General features: G+C 72.2%; 14 protein-coding genes. 7 read left to right on the top strand and 7 right to left on the bottom strand.

The features are described from left to right. The first annotated feature begins 102 nt into the window (after positions 1-102). The 4 genes from ACFYR3_RS34250 to ACFYR3_RS34235 all read left to right on the top strand — a co-directional run bounded on the left by ACFYR3_RS34250 (position 103) and on the right by ACFYR3_RS34235 (position 3,175). Positions 103-1,872: an FAD-dependent monooxygenase gene (locus ACFYR3_RS34250; protein WP_355850143.1), complete on the top strand. Its 1,770-nt coding sequence runs from the start codon at positions 103-105 to the stop codon at positions 1,870-1,872. A gap of 149 nt (positions 1,873-2,021) precedes the next feature. Further along, on the top strand, positions 2,022-2,108 hold the full coding sequence (locus tag ACFYR3_RS34245; protein WP_355850280.1) for a putative leader peptide: 87 nt from the start codon (positions 2,022-2,024) through the stop codon (positions 2,106-2,108). Positions 2,109-2,294: 186 nt separating this feature from the next. Then, positions 2,295-2,768 (top strand): cysteine dioxygenase, encoded by a 474-nt coding sequence (locus ACFYR3_RS34240; RefSeq protein ID WP_389285857.1) that lies wholly within the window; start codon positions 2,295-2,297, stop codon positions 2,766-2,768. Then, a complete protein-coding gene (locus ACFYR3_RS34235) occupies positions 2,765-3,175 on the top strand; it encodes a rhodanese-like domain-containing protein (RefSeq protein WP_356784431.1) in 411 nt (136 codons plus the stop codon). The genes ACFYR3_RS34240 and ACFYR3_RS34235 overlap by 4 nt, the downstream gene beginning before the upstream one ends. A 357-nt stretch (positions 3,176-3,532) precedes the next feature. Here the strand turns inward: ACFYR3_RS34235 and recX are convergent, their stop codons facing one another. After that, positions 3,533-4,465, bottom strand: coding sequence for a recombination regulator RecX (recX, locus tag ACFYR3_RS34230; protein WP_356784429.1), 933 nt, complete (start codon positions 4,463-4,465; stop codon positions 3,533-3,535). Positions 4,466-4,468: 3 nt separating this feature from the next. Continuing rightward, positions 4,469-5,593 carry a recombinase RecA gene (gene recA / locus ACFYR3_RS34225; protein ID WP_355850131.1) on the bottom strand — a complete coding sequence of 375 codons (1,125 nt, stop codon included), beginning with the start codon at positions 5,591-5,593 and terminating at the stop codon, positions 4,469-4,471. A gap of 390 nt (positions 5,594-5,983) precedes the next feature. On the opposite strand from recA, the gene ACFYR3_RS34220 reads away from it, so the two are divergent. Next, a complete protein-coding gene (locus ACFYR3_RS34220) occupies positions 5,984-6,763 on the top strand; it encodes a hypothetical protein (protein WP_356784428.1) in 780 nt (259 codons plus the stop codon). A gap of 19 nt (positions 6,764-6,782) precedes the next feature. On the opposite strand, the gene ACFYR3_RS34215 is transcribed toward ACFYR3_RS34220, so the two are convergent. Together ACFYR3_RS34215 and ACFYR3_RS34210 are read right to left on the bottom strand one after the other, a co-directional pair. Continuing rightward, complete coding sequence (locus ACFYR3_RS34215; RefSeq protein ID WP_389285806.1) at positions 6,783-7,994, bottom strand: AI-2E family transporter; 1,212 nt, start codon at positions 7,992-7,994, stop codon at positions 6,783-6,785. A 60-nt stretch (positions 7,995-8,054) separates the two neighbouring features. Further along, positions 8,055-8,249, bottom strand: a complete 195-nt coding sequence (locus ACFYR3_RS34210; protein ID WP_266763371.1) for a DUF3046 domain-containing protein — start codon at positions 8,247-8,249, stop codon at positions 8,055-8,057. Between the two features lie 80 nt (positions 8,250-8,329). Between ACFYR3_RS34210 and ACFYR3_RS34205 the strand changes: the two genes are divergently transcribed. Continuing rightward, a complete protein-coding gene (locus tag ACFYR3_RS34205; protein ID WP_355850124.1) occupies positions 8,330-9,283 on the top strand; it encodes a hypothetical protein in 954 nt (317 codons plus the stop codon). Between the two features lie 88 nt (positions 9,284-9,371). On the opposite strand, the gene ACFYR3_RS34200 is transcribed toward ACFYR3_RS34205, so the two are convergent. The 3 genes from ACFYR3_RS34200 to ACFYR3_RS34190 all read right to left on the bottom strand — a co-directional run bounded on the left by ACFYR3_RS34200 (position 9,372) and on the right by ACFYR3_RS34190 (position 11,368). Continuing rightward, on the bottom strand, positions 9,372-9,680 hold the full coding sequence (locus ACFYR3_RS34200) for an AzlD domain-containing protein (RefSeq protein ID WP_355850121.1): 309 nt from the start codon (positions 9,678-9,680) through the stop codon (positions 9,372-9,374). Between the two features lie 82 nt (positions 9,681-9,762). Further along, positions 9,763-10,503: an AzlC family ABC transporter permease gene (locus ACFYR3_RS34195; protein WP_389285804.1), complete on the bottom strand. Its 741-nt coding sequence runs from the start codon at positions 10,501-10,503 to the stop codon at positions 9,763-9,765. After that, positions 10,466-11,368 carry an AraC family ligand binding domain-containing protein gene (locus ACFYR3_RS34190; protein ID WP_389285802.1) on the bottom strand — a complete coding sequence of 301 codons (903 nt, stop codon included), beginning with the start codon at positions 11,366-11,368 and terminating at the stop codon, positions 10,466-10,468. Before ACFYR3_RS34190 ends, ACFYR3_RS34195 begins: the two co-directional genes overlap by 38 nt. A 161-nt stretch (positions 11,369-11,529) precedes the next feature. Here ACFYR3_RS34190 and ACFYR3_RS34185 point away from each other — a divergent pair, with 161 nt between their 5' ends. After that, positions 11,530-16,563: an ATP-dependent helicase gene (locus tag ACFYR3_RS34185; protein WP_389285800.1), complete on the top strand. Its 5,034-nt coding sequence runs from the start codon at positions 11,530-11,532 to the stop codon at positions 16,561-16,563. Positions 16,564-16,570: the final 7 nt, after the last annotated feature.

The following is a 16,570-nucleotide window of genomic DNA, read 5'->3' as shown; positions in this document are numbered from 1 at the left end:
AGCGGCAATGGGTTGCATACGTTCTGTGATCGTGCACCCCGCTCCACCTGCCTGTTCCCGTACGTCCCTCAGGACACAGCTCCGTGCAGGGGGCACCGCGCCGTGGACCCGGTGATCATCGTCGGTGCGGGGCCCGTGGGGCTCACGCTCGCCCTTGCGCTGGCCCGCCAGGAGGTCCCCTCCGTGGTCCTCGACGAGGGCCCCGGCAAGGACGAACTGCGGCTCGCGCGGACCGTGGTGCTGCGCGAGGACACGGTCGCGCTCGTCGAGCGGCTGACCGGTCTCCCCCTCGACGACGCGGGCTTCCGTTGGGCCGGATGGCGGTCGATGCGGCGCAAGCAGGTGATGCGCGAGATCGCTTTCGGCGAGGAGGATTCCGGGAGCGCGGAGGGCACGAACGGCACCGCCGATTCCCTGGGCGCCGAGACCGCGTGGGGCGAGGGTCCTCGGGGGGCCGTCGCCCCACGCGGCACCGGTCCGTCCCGGGGCGCGGAAGGCCCGGCGGACGTTGAGGAGTTCACCGCCCCGCTGCACATCGCCCAGCACGCGCTGACCGGCGCCCTGCGTGAGGCCATCATCCACGAGCGGCTCATCAAGGTCGCCGTGCACAGCCGCCTCGACTCCGTCGAGCAGGACGCCTCCGGCATCACGGCGCACACCCGGGGCCCCAACGGCACCTGGTGGCGGGGCAGTTACCTGGTCGGCTGCGACGGACCACGCTCGACGGTGCGCAAGCTCCAGGACATCCGCTTCCCCGGCCGTACCGCCGTCGAGCGGCACGCCGTGGCGGCCCTGCGCACGGAACTTCCCTGGCCCGGCGAGGCGTTGCTGCACCGGATGACACCGTGGCGGACCTCCGGCCCCTCCGCGGGCGAGGTGAGCGCGCGCCCGCTCGCCGAGGACGTGTGGCGGCTGGACTGGCTGTTGCCCCCGGGCAAGGACCTGGTCACGCCCGATCTGCTGGTGGCGCGCATCCGGGAGACCCTCGGAGCCTGGAGCGGGGGCACCACACCCGCGTACGAACTGCTCGACACCGGAGTCCACACCGTCCACCACCGGCTCGCCCGCCGCTGGCGCGTCGGCCGGGTCTTCCTCGCCGGGGACGCGGCCCATCTGCTCGGCGCCCTCGGCACCCAGGGCCTGGACGAAGGACTGCGGGACGCCGACAATCTCGCCTGGAAGCTGGGACTGGCCTGGCATCACGGCCCGCACAAGACACTCCTCGACAGTTACCAGGCGGAGCGGCGCGCCGTGGTCGCCGCCCGGCTGCGCGCCGCCGACCAGGCACTGCCCCTGCTGCGGAGCGGCGGCGGGCTGCGCGCCTACGTCCCCGGGTCCGCCCGCGGCCACGACGCGTTGCTCACGGACGGCCACCTCGGCCGCGGCCCGCTGGGCGCGCCGGGGGCGTACGCCGACTCCCCGCTCATGCCTCCGCCCGCCGAGTCGCACGCCCCCGTCGACACCGAGCCCGGCGCACCGGTCGTCGATGTGCGGGTGACCGCGGAGGACGGCTCGTTCGTTCCGCTGCGGGAGCGGCTCGGGCGCGGTGTCCTGCTCGTCGTGCTGATCGCTCCGGGTACGGGGGTGTGGGAGCGCAAGCACTGGGTGACGGCCGGCATCATGCCCCGGCTCGCCGCCGCCGTGACCGCGCTGCCGCACCCCGCCGAACTGCTCGTCGCGGAGGGCTACCCGGGTGCGGCGGCGCACACCGTGCTCCTGGTGCGCCCCGACGGGCACCTGGTCACCGCGCTCGGCGGGGTCCGCCCGGCCGACCTGTACGAGGCGGCCGAGGCGACCCTCGGCGGACCGGCGCAGGCACAGGCGGAGTCGGAGGCGGAGGCCGCCGCGGAGGCGACGGCGGGCAGGCCCTGAACGACAGTGGGCCGGAGCTGAGCGACAGTGGGCCGCAGTTGAACGCTCGGTAACCGTCCGACCTGGGGTTTCCCAGCTCCTAGGGCTTCCATGGTCCAAATAGTGACGGTGAGTTGACCGGTCTGCGCCACCATGGTGTACTCCGGATCGTGACCGACACCTGTGTGCGCCTGTGGCGGAGGGTCCATATGGACCTCGTCCGCTATGCGGGCTGCGTGTGTCGTCCGTCCCTCTGACTTCGCATCCTCAAAGTCCCGCGCGCGCCACTGTCGTGCCGCCGCGCGCTCGTCTCGCGAACTCTCAGGACGGTCCCAGTGTCTCTGTCACCCTCTGTCTCCACGCCTTCAGCCGTTCCCGCTGATGCCGCTGTCTCCGCTGTCTCCGCTGTCTCCGCTGCACCCCGTACCCCCACCCAGGCCGACCTGCTCGCCTTCGTACGCCGTACGGCCGCCGATGCCGAGCTGATCGCCTCGCTCCCCCTCGACCCCGAGGGCCGCACCTGGGCGCGGCTCGAAGGCCCCGGCGGCAGCGAGGCCTGGCTCATCGGCTGGCCACCCGGCAGCGGAACCGGCTGGCACGACCACGCCGAATCGGTGGGCGCCTTCCTCACCGCGTCGGGCGAACTCAAGGAGAACTCGCTCGCCGCCCGGCTGCCCGCCGACGGCTGGAAGACCCTGGAACTCACCGAGGAGATCGACCGGCAGCGGAAGCTGCCCGCGGGTACCGGCCGCGGCTTCGGCCGCCATCACGTGCACGAGGTACTCAACGAGTCCACCGAGGAGCACGCGATCTCGGTCCACGCCTACTACCCGCCGCTCCCGCAGATCCGCCGCTACAGCCGTACGGGCCAGATCCTGCGCCTGGAGCACGTCGAACGTCCGGAGGACTGGCAGTGAGCACCCGGCCGCCCGTGGGCATCGACGCGTTGCTGGAGCAGGTCCGCGCGGGCCTGGACCGGGTGGAGGCCGAGGAGGCGTTCACGGCCGTACGCAGTGGCGAAGCGCTTCTGGTCGACACCCGGTACGCCGCCCTGCGCGAACGCGACGGACTGATCCCCGGCGCGCTCGTCATCGAGCGCAACGAACTGGAGTGGCGGCTCGACCCCACGGGCAGCCACCGCGCCCCGGAGGCCACGAGCCATGACCTGCGGATCGTGGTGTTCTGCAACGAGGGGTACGCCTCCAGCCTCGCCGCTGATTCCCTGCGCCGACTGGGACTGCACCGGGCCACCGATCTGGTCGGCGGCTTCCAGGCGTGGAAGAGCGCCGGCCTCCCGGTGACAGCCGCCGCCCTGGAGAGCTGACCGCCACTCGCCCGCGCGGAAGAAGCTCACCGGCTCGTGCACGAATGACCGATCGAGCCGGCTGGGGCGAAGCCGGCCGGGATCGAGTCGGTAATTGCACGGGTGGCCGCGATCAAGTCAGCAAGCGCGCCAGTGACCGGTCGGACCGTGCACGGGTGCCGATCAAGTCGGTGCTTGCACGGGTGGCCGCGATCAAGTCAGCAGGCACGCCGGGGACCTGTCGGGTCGGATCGTGCACGGGGTGACCGTTCAAGTCGGTGCTGCACCAGCGACCGGTCGAGCCGACAGCGACCGCGAGCTGGAGGAACCGTCCTCGGACGGAGACCCGCGGGATCGCTCACAGCTAAGCCCGCGGGATCAGAACCCCTCGTCCCCGAGACCTTCCGTGTCCTCGCCCTCTTCCTCCAGGGCCCGGCGGACCACGCGCAGGGCCATTCCCTGGGGGTAGCCCTTGCGGGCGAGCATGCCCGCGAGACGTCTCAGTCGCTTGTCGCGGTCGAGTCCGCGTGTGGAGCGCAACTTGCGGGCGACGAGCTCACGCGCGGTCGCCTCCTCCTGCTCGGAGTCGAGCTGTCCGACGGCCTCGTCGATCAGCGTCGATTCCACGCCCTTGGTCCGCAGCTCCTGGACGAGCGCCCGTCGGGCCAGCCCCCGGCCATGGTGGCGGGACTCGACCCATGCGTCCGCGAAGGCGCTGTCGTTGATCAGCCCGACCTCCTCGAACCGTGACAGCACCTCGTCCGCCACGTCGTCCGGGATCTCGCGCTTGCGCAACGCGTCCGCCAGTTGCTTTCGCGTGCGCGGGGTCCCGGTGAGCAGGCGCAGACAGATCGCGCGCGCCCGCTCAGCCGGGTCCCCCGGGGACTCCCCCTTCTCGGCCCTCGACGAGGAGGGGGTGCCTCCGTCCTGCGGGTCGCCGGACGGCTCACCGAAACCGCCACGCCTTCGACGACCTCGTCCACCACGCGGTCCGCCCTCACCGCGTCCATCACGCCGGGAGGCCGCGTCCGGCGAACCGTGACCGCCCGGCAGGCCGTCACCCCACCGCGCGTCACCGCCCGTCGAACCGCTCCCGTCCGGATCACCGTCGTCCGGACCGGCGCCGTGGAAACCGTCGGCTCCGTAGAGCCCGTCGTCGGTGCCGTACGGCGGACCGCCGTACCCCCCGGCACCGCCGTACGACCTTTCCCCGTCTCCGGCCGGGCCGCCGGCTCCCCCGCCGTACCCCTTCCCCGTCCCCCCGGGGGCGAGGGGGTAGGCGTACTCGGCCCAGTCGGTTCGTCGTGTCATGGCCTAGCTCTTGGCCGCCGCGGCCCTGGACTTGGTGGTCTTGGCGGCCGGAGCGGGCACCGTCTTCGCGGCGTCGTCCGGCGCGGCCGAGACCGCCGCGTCCGCGCCCGGCTCGGCGGTGGGCGCCGTGGGCCTGACACCGACGCCCAGCTTCTCCAGGATCTTCTTCTCGATCTCGTTGGCGAGGTCGGGGTTGTCCTTCAGGAAGTTGCGCGCGTTCTCCTTGCCCTGGCCGAGCTGGTCGCCCTCGTACGTGTACCAGGCGCCCGCCTTGCGGACGAAGCCGTGCTCCACACCCATGTCGATCAGACCGCCCTCGCGGCTGATGCCGTGCCCGTAGAGGATGTCGAACTCGGCCTGCTTGAAGGGCGGCGCGACCTTGTTCTTGACGACCTTGACGCGCGTGCGGTTGCCGACCGCGTCCGTGCCGTCCTTCAGCGTCTCGATGCGGCGGATGTCGAGTCGCACCGAGGCGTAGAACTTGAGCGCCCGGCCACCCGTCGTGGTCTCCGGGGAGCCGAACATCACGCCGATCTTCTCGCGGAGCTGGTTGATGAAGATCGCGGTGGTCTGGGACTGGCTCAGCGCGCCGGTGATCTTGCGGAGCGCCTGGCTCATCAGACGGGCCTGCAGACCCACGTGCGAGTCGCCCATCTCGCCCTCGATCTCCGCGCGCGGCACCAGGGCGGCGACGGAGTCGATGACGATGAGGTCGAGGGCACCGGAGCGGACCAGCATGTCCACGATCTCCAGAGCCTGCTCGCCGTTGTCCGGCTGCGACAGGATCAGGTTGTCGATGTCGACGCCGAGCTTCTTCGCGTACTCGGGGTCGAGGGCGTGCTCGGCGTCGATGAACGCCACCTGGCCGCCGGCCTTCTGCGCGTTCGCCACCGCGTGCAGGGTCAGGGTCGTCTTGCCGGAGGACTCCGGGCCGTACACCTCCACCACTCGGCCGCGCGGCAGGCCGCCGACGCCAAGGGCGACGTCGAGCGCGGTCGACCCGGTGGGGATGACCTCGATGGGCTCATTCGGCCGCTCGCCCAGGCGCATCACTGCACCCTTGCCGAACTGTCGTTCAATCTGCGCGAGCGCGGCGTCGAGCGCCTTCTCGCGGTCGGTTCCTGCCATGGGTTCCACCCGGTTTGCTTGAGTCGATCGCTTCACGTCAAAGACGCTAACGCCTGCCACTGACAATGCGCCCCGACGCCCGTCCGGCCTGTGGATAACTCGGGCACATCTCCGTCGAAACCGTGCCGAATCCCCCGTCGAGAGCTCCGCCGGAACTTCCATGAGAATGGATGTTCGATTTTCGTGTCAAGCGCACCACGCGACACCTCCGAGACTACGTTCACGCTCCGACAACGCCCCGAAGATCCCACCGGTCCGGGCCACCGCACCCGCCCCGACGCCCTCCCGGACGCCACACCCGCCCCGGACCCGGGCTACTCTCCCGGGCGTACCGCCGGTGCCTTCGGCCGTACGACGACGCCACCCGGCCCATCCGGCAGGCTGTGCGCCATGCGAACGACGAGGGCCCGTCCCCTGATACCGCCGAAACACTCGCTCCGGCCGGCCGAGTGGCTCTGCTGCGCAACGGGCGCCCTGCTCGTCCTCTCGGGCTGCCTGCATCTGCTGGTCTTCGCCGTCGACGGCGGCCCGTGGGACGGTCCCGTCTCCTGGCGCAAGCCCGTCACCTTCGGGCTTTCCTTCGGGCTGACCCTGATCGCGATCACCTGGGTCACGTCGTACGTACGGATGGAGGCGCGGCTGCGCACCGCGCTGCTCGTCGTGTTCGCCGCGGACTGCGTGGTGGAGGTCGGCGGGATCACCCTCCAGGCATGGCGTCGGGTGCCCTCGCATCTCAACATGGAGAGCGGCTTCGACACGGCGGTGTCCATGATGCTCGCGGTGGGCGGCGGGGTTCTGGTCGTGCTGCTGACCCTGTTCGCGGTCGCCTCGTTCCGGAGCCGGCCCACGGGCCCCCTCGGCATGCCGCTCGCCGTGCGCTCCGGGTTCGCGATCCTGCTCGTCGCGCTGGCCTCGGGCGCCGCGATGATCGCGCGCGGGGTCGTCCTCACCCGGACCGGCCACCAGGAGGCCGCGTACCACTCGACGGCTCCGCTCAAGCCGCTGCACGGGGTGAGCCTGCACGCCGTACTGGTGCTGCCCGCGCTGGCCTGGCTGCTGTCGCGCACCGACTGGAGCGACAAGGTCAAGGAGCGGGTCGTGTACGGAGCCGTCGGCTGCTACGCGACGGCCGTCGTCGTCGCCGGTGTCCACGCCGCCCTCACCTGGTGAACGCGTGGCGAGGACCCGCTCACCGGCCGAACTGCCCCCGCACACGCGCGAGGAGGCCTGCCGAACTGCGCGTACGGTGCCCGTGCACCCGCGGGTCGTCCGTGACGTCGTAGCGCTTCACATACGCCCCCAGGAACGCCTGCAAGGTGGCGACGGCAGGGATGGCGATCAGCGCGCCGACCGCCCCGAGGAGCGCGGTGCCCGCGATGACGGACCCGAAGGCGACCGCCGGGTGGATGTCCACCGTCCTGGAGGTCAGCTTGGGCTGAAGCACATAGTTCTCGAACTGCTGGTAGACCACGACGAAGACGAGCACCCACAGCGCGTACCAGGGGTCGATCGTGAACGCGATCAGCATCGGCAGGGCGCCCGCGAGATAGGTGCCGATGGTCGGGATGAACTGCGAGACCAGACCCACCCACACGCCGAGCACGGGCGCGTAGGGCACGCCCAGCGCCTCAAGCAGGATGTAGTGCGCCACCCCCGAGATCAGCGCCATCAGACCACGTGAGTACAGATAGCCGCCGGTCTTGTCGACGGCTATCTCCCAGGCGCGCAGCACCTCGGTCTGCCGGGCCGGCGGGAGCACCGAGCACAGCGCGCGCCGCAACCGCGGTCCGTCGGCGGCGAAGTAGAACGAGAACAGTGCGACCGTCAGCAACTGGAAGAGGCCGCCCAGCACCTGCCCGGACACGTCCAGGACGCCGGTGGCGCTGTTCTGCACGTACTTCCGCAGCCAGTCGGAGTGGAGCAGGCCTTCCTGGATGTCGACCCGCCTCAGGTCGGTGTGGAAGTGCATGTTGACCCAGTTGATGACCGAGTCGAGGTAGTCGGGGAAACCCTCGATCATCTTGATGATCTGGCCCGCGAGCATCGAGCCGAGCAGGGTGACGAACCCGGCGATCATGATCAACGAGCCCAGGAAGACAAGGAAGGTGGCCAGCCCTCTGCGCATGCCCCGTGAAGCCATCCAGCTCACCGCGGGTTCTATCGCGAGCGCCAGGAAGAACGAGATCAGGATGTTGATCAGCAGGCCGGTGAGCTGATGGAACGCCCAACTACCCAGCTGGAACACGGCTATGAGCGTGAGGGCGAGCACCATGGCACGCGGCAGCCAGCGCGGCATGCGCGCGCCCTGCCCGGCCGCGTCTCCGCCCGGCGGGTCGGGCGGCGTCGCGCCCAACGGTGATGCCTGCTGATCGACCTGCGTGTTCTCGTCTGTCGGGGCCACCCGGCAAGTCTGGCCCACGCCACCGACACCGGGTCCACGTCCCCCTGTCTTCGGTCCCCTTCAGCGGTTTTCGTACGGAACGTTCATGGTCGCGCACACCACACGCCACACGTCCTTGGCCTCCCAGCCCGCGTTCAGCGCCTCGTGGACGGTGCGCCCGCCGAGTTCCGTCATCACATGGTCGCGCGCGAACGTCTCGGCGTACCCCGCGCCGAAGTGATCAGCCATTCGCTGCCAGAAAACCGTCAACCGCATGACTTCAGTATCCCGCCCCTGAGAGTGGGCCCGAGCCGGGACCGCGTGCCGAGACCGCTTTCCGCCCTACGGTCTGACGCATGGCCGAAACCGGAGAATCCCCACTCCCCCAGACGCCCCCCGCGCACTCCCCACTCGCACGCGCCGAGCACTTCGTCTGGCTCACCGCACGCGTGCTGGAACAGCGCCGCTTCGCCTACCACTTCCTCGGCGGCGGAGCCGACGCGGTGGAGACCGCGCTGGCCGCCTACCGCAACGACGACGACGGGTACGGTCACGCGCTCGAACCCGATCTGCGGGGCCCCGTCAGCCAGCCGCTGCACACCGGGCACGCGCTGCGTGTACTCGACTCGATCGGCCGCTGCGGCGGGCAGCGCGTGGAGCGCGTGTGCCGCTATCTGACCTCCGTGTCGACGGCGGACGGCGCGCTGCCGGCCATCCGTCCCAGCCAGCGCGGCTATCCGACGGCCCCCTTCGTGCCGATCGTCGACGATCCGCCGAGCGAACTCCTCGCCACCGGCCCGGTGGTCGGCCTGCTGCACCGCAACGAGGTATGGAACGCCTGGCTGTTCCGGGCCACCGACTTCTGCTGGCAGGCGGTCGAATCCCTGGAGAAGTCCCATCCGTACGAGATCGAGGCGGCGGTCGCCTTCCTGGACTCCGCGGCCGACCGCCCGCGCGCGGAGGCGAGCGCCGACCGGCTGGGCCGCCTCGTCCGTGAGCAGCGGCTCGCCGCGCTGGACCCCGACCGCCTGGAGGCGTACCCCGTCCCGCCCGGTTACGCGCCGGGGGAGCACCACTTCCCGCACGACTACGCCCGGACCCCGGACTCGCTCGCGCGCGCGTGGTTCACCGACGAGGAGATGGCGCGTTCGCTGGACCACCTCGCGGGCGAGCAGGAGGAGGACGGCGGGTGGCCGATCCGATGGCGTCAGTGGGCACCGGGCACCGCCCTGGAGTGCCGCCCCATGGTGACGATCGAGGCGCTGCGCGCGCTCCGGGCGTACGGCCGGTCCATCACGTCCATCCTCTGAGGCCGCCGCCGGCCCGGCTGCCTGGGCGCCAGGCCGGCTTGTCCGCGTGCGCCGGCGTGCCCGGGTGTCGGCCCCGCGTGCCGGGAGGTCAGCCTGTGATCGCGCGGACCCCGGCCGTCACCACCACGGCCGCGGCGACGACCACCAGGAACGGGGCGCGCAGGATGAGCGCGACGGCCGCCGCCGCGAGCCCGGCGGCCTTCGCGTCGACGACGAGGACGCGCCCGTCGGCGAAGGTCTGCTGGGCCGTGAGGGCGGCCAGGAGCGCGACGGGCAGCAGAGCGGCGAGGCGCTGCACGAGCGGCCGCTCCAGTACGCCCGCGGGGATCAGCAGACCGATGAGTTTGACGGCGTAGCAGCCGACGGCGGTGGCGCCGATGGCGATCCAGATGTTCAACGGTCTTCCCCTGATATGTCCGATACGTCGTTCCGCGCGCCGGCCGGTGGCTTGTCCACCGCACCGGCCGGTGGCTCGCTCGCTACGCCGGCGGAGGCTCCGCGGCGGTCGTCGCGCCCCGGCGCCCCGTCACGTAGAGCACGGCGGGGGCGGCCAGGGCGGCCACCAGCACCGGGACTCCGGCGGGCAGCACCGGCAGCAGACCGAGCCCCAGAAGGATGGCGATTCCCGCGACGGCACGTTCCGCGGTGGTCTTCAGCATCGGCGCGAGCAAGGCCAGGAACACGGCGGGCCCGGCCGCGTCCAGGCCCCACGCGTCGGTGTCGCCGATGGCCTCGGCACCGGCCGCGCCCAGCAGGGTGGTGAGGTTCCACAGCAGGTAGAGGGACAGGCCGGTGACGGTGAAGCCGATCCGGACGCTGCGGCGGGTGGGCTGGGCGAGCGCGACGGCCGTGGTCTCGTCGATCACCCACTGCGCGGCGAACGGGCGCACCGCGCGCGGGAGGGCGAGGAGCTGGGACAGACGCAGCCCGTAGAAGGCGTTGCGGACCCCGAGGAAGAACGCGCCCGCGGCCGCGGTGAGCGGGTTGCCCCCGGCCGCGAGCGCGCCCACGAGCGCGAACTGCGACGCCCCGGTGAACACCAGGAGGCTGAGGGCGCAGGTCTGGAGCAGGGTGAGCCCGCTGCCGGCCGACGTCACCCCGAAGGCGAAACCGGACAGTCCGACGGCGACCCCTACTCCAAGGGCGTCACGGACGACGGCGGCATCGGGTTTTCCGCCTTCTTCACTGCGTATGTCTGCGAGAGCTGTCTGTTGTGCCACGCGTCGGACGGTACGGGGAGTCGCCCCCGGCGTCTTGTACGTTCTTGCGCTCCCGCTGGTAGGCGCCCGGGGGGACGCCCACGATCCGGCTGAAGTGGCGGTTGAGGTGCGGCTGGTCGGTGAAGCCGACGGCGACGGCCGCCTCGGCGGGCGCGGAACCAGCGTCCAGGAGGTGGCGTGCCCGGCGTACCCGCGCGTCGGTCAGCCAGGTGTGGGGTGGCATGCCGTAGGCGTCCCGGAACGCGCGCAGCAGCGCGAACGGGCTGGTGCCGAGATCGGCGGCGAGCCGCTCCAGGGTCGGTGGCTCGGCCATTCGCTCCTCCAGTACGCCACGCGCGTGTGCGGCGAGCCGGGCGCCCGCGGTGCGCACGGCCCGCTGCGGCAGCGGTCCTCCGTTCAGGCGCAGCAGCCGGGTCACGGCGACCCGCAGCAGGGTGTCGGCGGCCAGCGCGTTGCCCTCCTCCGCGGCCCGGAGCACCTGGTGGACCAGGCTCGCCGCGTAGGGGTCGTCGAGTACCGGACGGGTGAATCCGGGGGTGCCGCGAAGGGTGGTGGTCTCGGCGGCGATCTCGGCCACCGTGCCCGGTGAGGGGTACACGGCGCCGTACCTCCAGCCCTCGGGAACACCCGCGCGCCCGGTGTGCGGGGTGTCGGGGTTGACGAGTGCCAGGGAGCCCGGGCCCGCGTACTGGTCGGCGCCGCCGTGGTGGAAGACCTCGACGCCCTCGGTGACGGCGGCGATGACGAAGTTCTCGTGGGTGTGCCGCACGAAGATCTTCTCGACGTAGCGGGCCCGCAGCAGATCGACACCGGGCAGCTCCGCGTACTGCCAGTGCCGTGCCCGCTCCTGCCCCGAACCTGCCACGTCCTCATTCTCCGCCACCGCGCCAGGACCCACCGCAGACGCCCGCCTTGCCCCGCCTCGCCCCGACCCGCCCCACCCTGTCCGGCTCTGCTCCGCACTGCTCCGCCGAGGCGTTCTCGCAGGTCAGCGCGATTGTCAGTGGGCGGGTGCAGGATGGACGCATGGTCAGCTCCGCACACCGAGCCCTCGACGGCTTCTCCCCCGCGACCCGCGGCTGGTTCACGGGGGCCTTTTCCGCGCCCACCGCGGCCCAGGCCGGGGCGTGGGCGGCCATCGGTGCGGGCTCGGACGTGCTGGTCGTCGCCCCCACCGGTTCCGGCAAGACACTGGCCGCGTTCCTCGCCGCACTCGACCAGCTGGCCTCGACGCCACCGCCGGCGGACCCGAGGAAGCGCTGCCGGGTTCTGTACGTGTCACCTCTCAAGGCGCTCGCGGTCGACGTGGAGCGGAATCTGCGCAGCCCGCTGACCGGCATCCGGCAGGAGTCCGTGCGGCTCGGGCTGCCGGAGCCGGAGGTGAAGGTGGGCATCCGCTCCGGAGACACCCCGCCCGCCGAGCGCCGGGCACTGGCCACCCGCCCGCCGGACATCCTGATCACGACCCCCGAGTCGCTGTTCCTGATGCTGACCTCGGCCACGCGCGACGCGCTGACGGGCATCGAGACGGTGATCCTGGACGAGGTGCACGCGGTCGCGGGCACCAAGCGCGGCGCCCATCTCGCGCTCACCCTGGAGCGCCTCGACGAGCTGCTGCCGAAGCCCGCCCGGCGCATCGGCCTCTCCGCGACGGTGCGTCCCGTGGACGAGGTGGCGCGCTATCTCTCGCCGCAGCGCAAGGTGGAGATCGTCCAGCCGCCGTCCGGCAAGGAGTTCGACCTCTCCGTGGTCGTCCCGGTGGAAGACCTGGGCGAGCTGGGCGGATCCCCGGCCGCCGACGGCAAGGAGGGCGCGGAGAAGCCCTCCATCTGGCCGCACGTCGAGGAGCGGATCGCCGACCTCGTCCAGTCCCACCGCTCGACGATCGTGTTCGCCAACTCGCGTCGCCTGGCGGAGCGTCTGTGCAACCGGCTCAACGAGATCGCGTACGAGAGGGCGACCGGCGAGCCCCTGGAGGAGGCGCACGCCCCGGCCGAGCTGATGGGGGGCTCGGGCTCGGCTCAGGGGGCGCCGCCGGTGATCGCCCGTGCCCACCACGGTTCGGTCTCCAAGGAGCAGCGGGCGCAGGTCGAGGAGGATCTGAAGGCCGGCCGTCTGCCCGCCGTGGTCGCCACCTCCAGCCTCGAACTGGGCATCGACATGGGCGCGGTCGACCTCGTCATCCAGGTCGAGTCACCGCCGTCCGTGGCATCGGGGCTCCAGCGCGTGGGCCGCGCGGGTCACCAGGTCGGCGCGGTCTCCACCGGCGTGGTCTTCCCGAAGTACCGGGGCGACCTGGTGCAGGCGGCCGTGGTCACCGAGCGGATGCGCACCGGCTCCATCGAATCCCTGCGGGTCCCCGCCAACCCGCTGGACGTGCTGGCCCAGCAACTCGTCGCCATGACGGCCCTCGACACCTGGCAGGTCGACGACCTGCTCACCACGGTCCGCCGGGCGGCCCCCTTCGCCTCGCTCCCGGAGTCGGCGTTCACCGCCGTGCTCGACATGCTCGCGGGCCGCTATCCGTCGGACGCCTTCGCCGAGCTGAGGCCCCGCGTGGTGTGGGACCGCGTCGCGGGTACGGTGACCGGCCGCCCCGGCGCCCAGCGTCTCGCCGTCACCTCCGGGGGCACCATCCCCGACCGCGGGCTCTTCGGGGTCTTCCTCGCGGGGGCCGACCCCAAGAAGGGCGGTGGCCGGGTCGGCGAGCTCGACGAGGAGATGGTCTACGAGTCCCGGGTGGGCGATGTCTTCACCCTCGGCACCAGCTCCTGGCGCATCGAGGACATCACCCGGGACCGGGTCCTGGTCTCACCGGCGCCCGGCGTCCCCGGCAGACTGCCCTTCTGGAAGGGCGACCAGCTCGGGCGCCCGCTCGAACTGGGGCGCGCGGTGGGCGCGTTCCTCCGCGAGGTCGGCTCACTCCCCGAGGACGACGCCCGTCTGCGCCTGCTCGCCGCGGGCCTGGACGCCTGGGCCGCCGACAACGTGATCGCGTACCTGAAGGAACAACGCGAGGCGTGCGGTCACATCCCGGACGACCGCACGATCGTCGTCGAACGCTTCCGCGACGAGCTGGGCGACTGGCGTGTCGTCGTGCACTCCCCCTTCGGCGCCCAGGTCCACGCCCCCTGGGCCCTCGCCCTGGGCGCCAAGCTCTCGGAGCGGTACGGCATGGACGCCCAGGTCATGCACGCCGACGACGGCATCGTGCTGCGGCTGCCCGACGCCGACCTGATGGGCCTGGACCTGCTCGACCAGGCACCCGTGAAGGCGGGCACGGAGTACGACGCGGAGCAGGCGCCGATCGGCGCGGCGGACGTCGCCTTCGACAAGGGCGAGGTCAATCAGATCGTCACGGATCAGGTCGGCAGTTCGGCTCTGTTCGCCGCCCGCTTCCGCGAGTGCGCCGCGCGCGCCCTGCTCCTGCCGCGCCGCAACCCCGGCAAGCGCACCCCCCTGTGGCAGCAGCGGCAGCGCGCCGCTCAACTGCTGCAGGTGGCGAGCGAGTTCGGTTCCTTCCCGATCGTCCTCGAAGCGGTGCGCGAATGCCTCCAGGACGTCTTCGACGTCCCGGGCCTCACGGAGCTGATGGGCGACATCGAGTCCCGCAAGGTGCGGCTCGTCGAGGTCACCACACCCGAGCCCTCCCCCTTCGCCCGCTCCCTGCTCTTCGGATACGTCGCCCAGTTCCTGTACGAGGGCGACTCACCGCTCGCCGAGCGGCGGGCCGCCGCGCTGTCGCTCGACTCGCGTCTGCTGGCCGAGCTCCTGGGCCAGGCCGAACTGCGCGAGCTCCTGGACGCCGACGTCCTGACCGAGCTGGAGCGCGAGCTCCAGTGGCTCACCGAGGACCGCCGTATCAAGGACGTGGAGGGTGTCGCCGACCTGCTGCGACTGCTGGGGCCGCTCACGGAGGCCGAGTTGGCCGAGCGGGGCGCGGAGCCGCAGTGGGCGAAGGAATTGGCCGCAGCCCGCCGCGCCATCCGGGTCCGGATCGGCGGAGCCGACCACTGGGCGGCCATCGAGGACGCCGGCAGACTGCGCGACGCGCTCGGGACGGCGTTGCCCGTCGGTGTCCCGGAAGCCTTCACCGAACCGGTCAAGGATCCGCTCGGCGATCTCCTCGCCCGGTACGCGCGCACCCACGGGCCGTTCACCTCGACGACGGCCGCCGCCCGTTTCGGCCTCGGTACGGCCGTCACCGACGGCGCGTTGCACCGGCTCGCCGCGAACGGCCGGGTCGTCCAGGGGGAGTTCCATCCGGCGGGCATCGGGCAGGAGTGGTGCGACGCGGCGGTGCTGCGCAGGCTGCGTCGCCGTTCACTCGCGGCGCTGCGTCATGAACTCGAGCCGGTCCCACCGGCCGCACTCGCCCAGTTCCTGCCCCAGTGGCAGCACGTGGGCAGCGGTCACGGACTGCGCGGAATCGACGGACTGGTGCGCGCCGTCGAGCAGTTGCAGGGCGCGTCCGTGCCGGCGTCCGCGTTGGAGAAGCTGGTCCTGCCGTCCCGGGTCGCCGGATACACGCCCGCGCTGCTCGACGAGCTCACGGCCGCCGGGGAGGTGGTCTGGGCCGGGGCGGGTTCGCTGCCCGGCAAGGACGGCTGGGTCTCGCTGTATCTGGCGGACGCCGCCCCCCTGCTCCTTCAGGCCGCGCACCCCCTGGAGACGACCGCGCTGCATCAGTCGGTCCTCGACACCCTCTCCGGTGGCTACGGCCTGTTCTTCCGTCAGATCGCCGACCAGATCCGCGCCACCACGCACCCCGACGCCACCGATCCGCAGCTCGCCGACGCGGTCTGGGACCTGGCCTGGTCCGGGCGCCTCACGAACGACACGCTCGCACCGATGCGTTCCCTCCTGGGTTCGGGCCGCACCGCGGGGTCCACGGCCCATCGCGCCAAGCGCTCGGTGCCGCGCGGGCGCTACGGCTCTCTGACCGGAGGGGCGCGCCCCCAGTCGCGTACCGGTCCCCCGACCGTGGCGGGCCGCTGGTCACTGCTGCCCGAACGCGAGCCGGACCCCACCGTGCGCGCCCATGCCCTGGCGCGCACCCTGCTCGACCGGCACGGGGTGGTGACCCGGGGAGCCGTCGCGGCGGAAGGCGTCGAGGGCGGGTTCTCGGCGGTGTACCGCATCCTGTCGGCCTTCGAGGACAGCGGCCAGGCGCGGCGCGGCTATGTGGTCGAGGGTCTCGGCGCCGCCCAGTTCGCGATGGACGGCGCGGTGGACCGGCTCCGCGCGGCGGCGAACGCACGGGACCGGGGCGACAGCCTGTCCGACCCGGCCCTCACGGACAACTCCCCCGCCGCGCACGGCTTCCCGGACACTCCCGCTTTCCCGCACTTCGGCTCGGGCTCGGGCTTCGACGGCATGGGCCATGGCGACGATGTCGTGGACGGGGCCGATTTCCCAGACGGTTCGGGTTCCCTGAACGACCCCACCCTCGGCCTCGATTCCGGCCTCGGTTCCGGCTCCGGCCTCGACTTCGGCGACGACCACACCTTCTCCACCGACTCCGCCTTCCCGGCCGGCTCCCCCCACCCCGACGCCCCCCACCACCGGACCACCCCGTCCAACCGCAACGGCTCGCCGTACCCGGCAAGCAGCTCCGGCTACCCCGGCGGTGCGGGTTTCCCGGGCGCCCGCTCCCGTACCCGTACCGCCTCCCCGGCTGTCGTACTGGCCGCCGCGGACCCCGCGAACGCCTACGGCGCGGCACTCCCCTGGCCCGAACCCCCGACCGAAGCGGGCCACAAGCCGGGCCGCAAGGCAGGATCCCTGGTCGTCCTGGTCGACGGCGAGCTGGCTCTCTACATGGAGCGCGGCGGCAAGACCCTGCTGGCCTGGCCCGCGGACCCGGACGGCTCGGTCTCGCAGGACACACGCCTGTGCGCCGCGGCGGAGGCCCTCGCCGCCGCTGCCCGCGCGGGCTCGCTGGGCACGGTCACAGTCGAGCGTGTCAACGGCGCCTCTGCCCTCACCTCCCCCCTGGGCACCCTCCTGGAAGGAGCGGGCTTCATCGCCACACCGCGCGGACTCCGCCTTCGCGCCTGACCGGCCG

The sequence above is a fragment of the Streptomyces sp. NPDC005784 genome, from assembly GCF_042871525.1.
In the GTDB taxonomy this organism is placed as follows: Bacteria; Actinomycetota; Actinomycetes; order Streptomycetales; family Streptomycetaceae; genus Streptomyces.
The sequence above is the reverse complement of the archived record's forward strand: the minus strand, read 5'-3'. Positions and strand labels throughout refer to the sequence as shown.

Coding starts and splice junctions, on each gene's coding strand:
- recX (WP_356784429.1), bottom strand. CDS start 4,465: ATGACACGACGAACCGACTGGGCCGAGTACGCCTACCCCCTCGCCCCC.
- recA (WP_355850131.1), bottom strand. CDS start 5,593: ATGGCAGGAACCGACCGCGAGAAGGCGCTCGACGCCGCGCTCGCGCAG.
- ACFYR3_RS34220 (WP_356784428.1), top strand. CDS start 5,984: ATGCGAACGACGAGGGCCCGTCCCCTGATACCGCCGAAACACTCGCTC.
- ACFYR3_RS34210 (WP_266763371.1), bottom strand. CDS start 8,249: ATGCGGTTGACGGTTTTCTGGCAGCGAATGGCTGATCACTTCGGCGCG.
- ACFYR3_RS34205 (WP_355850124.1), top strand. CDS start 8,330: ATGGCCGAAACCGGAGAATCCCCACTCCCCCAGACGCCCCCCGCGCAC.
- ACFYR3_RS34185 (WP_389285800.1), top strand. CDS start 11,530: ATGGTCAGCTCCGCACACCGAGCCCTCGACGGCTTCTCCCCCGCGACC.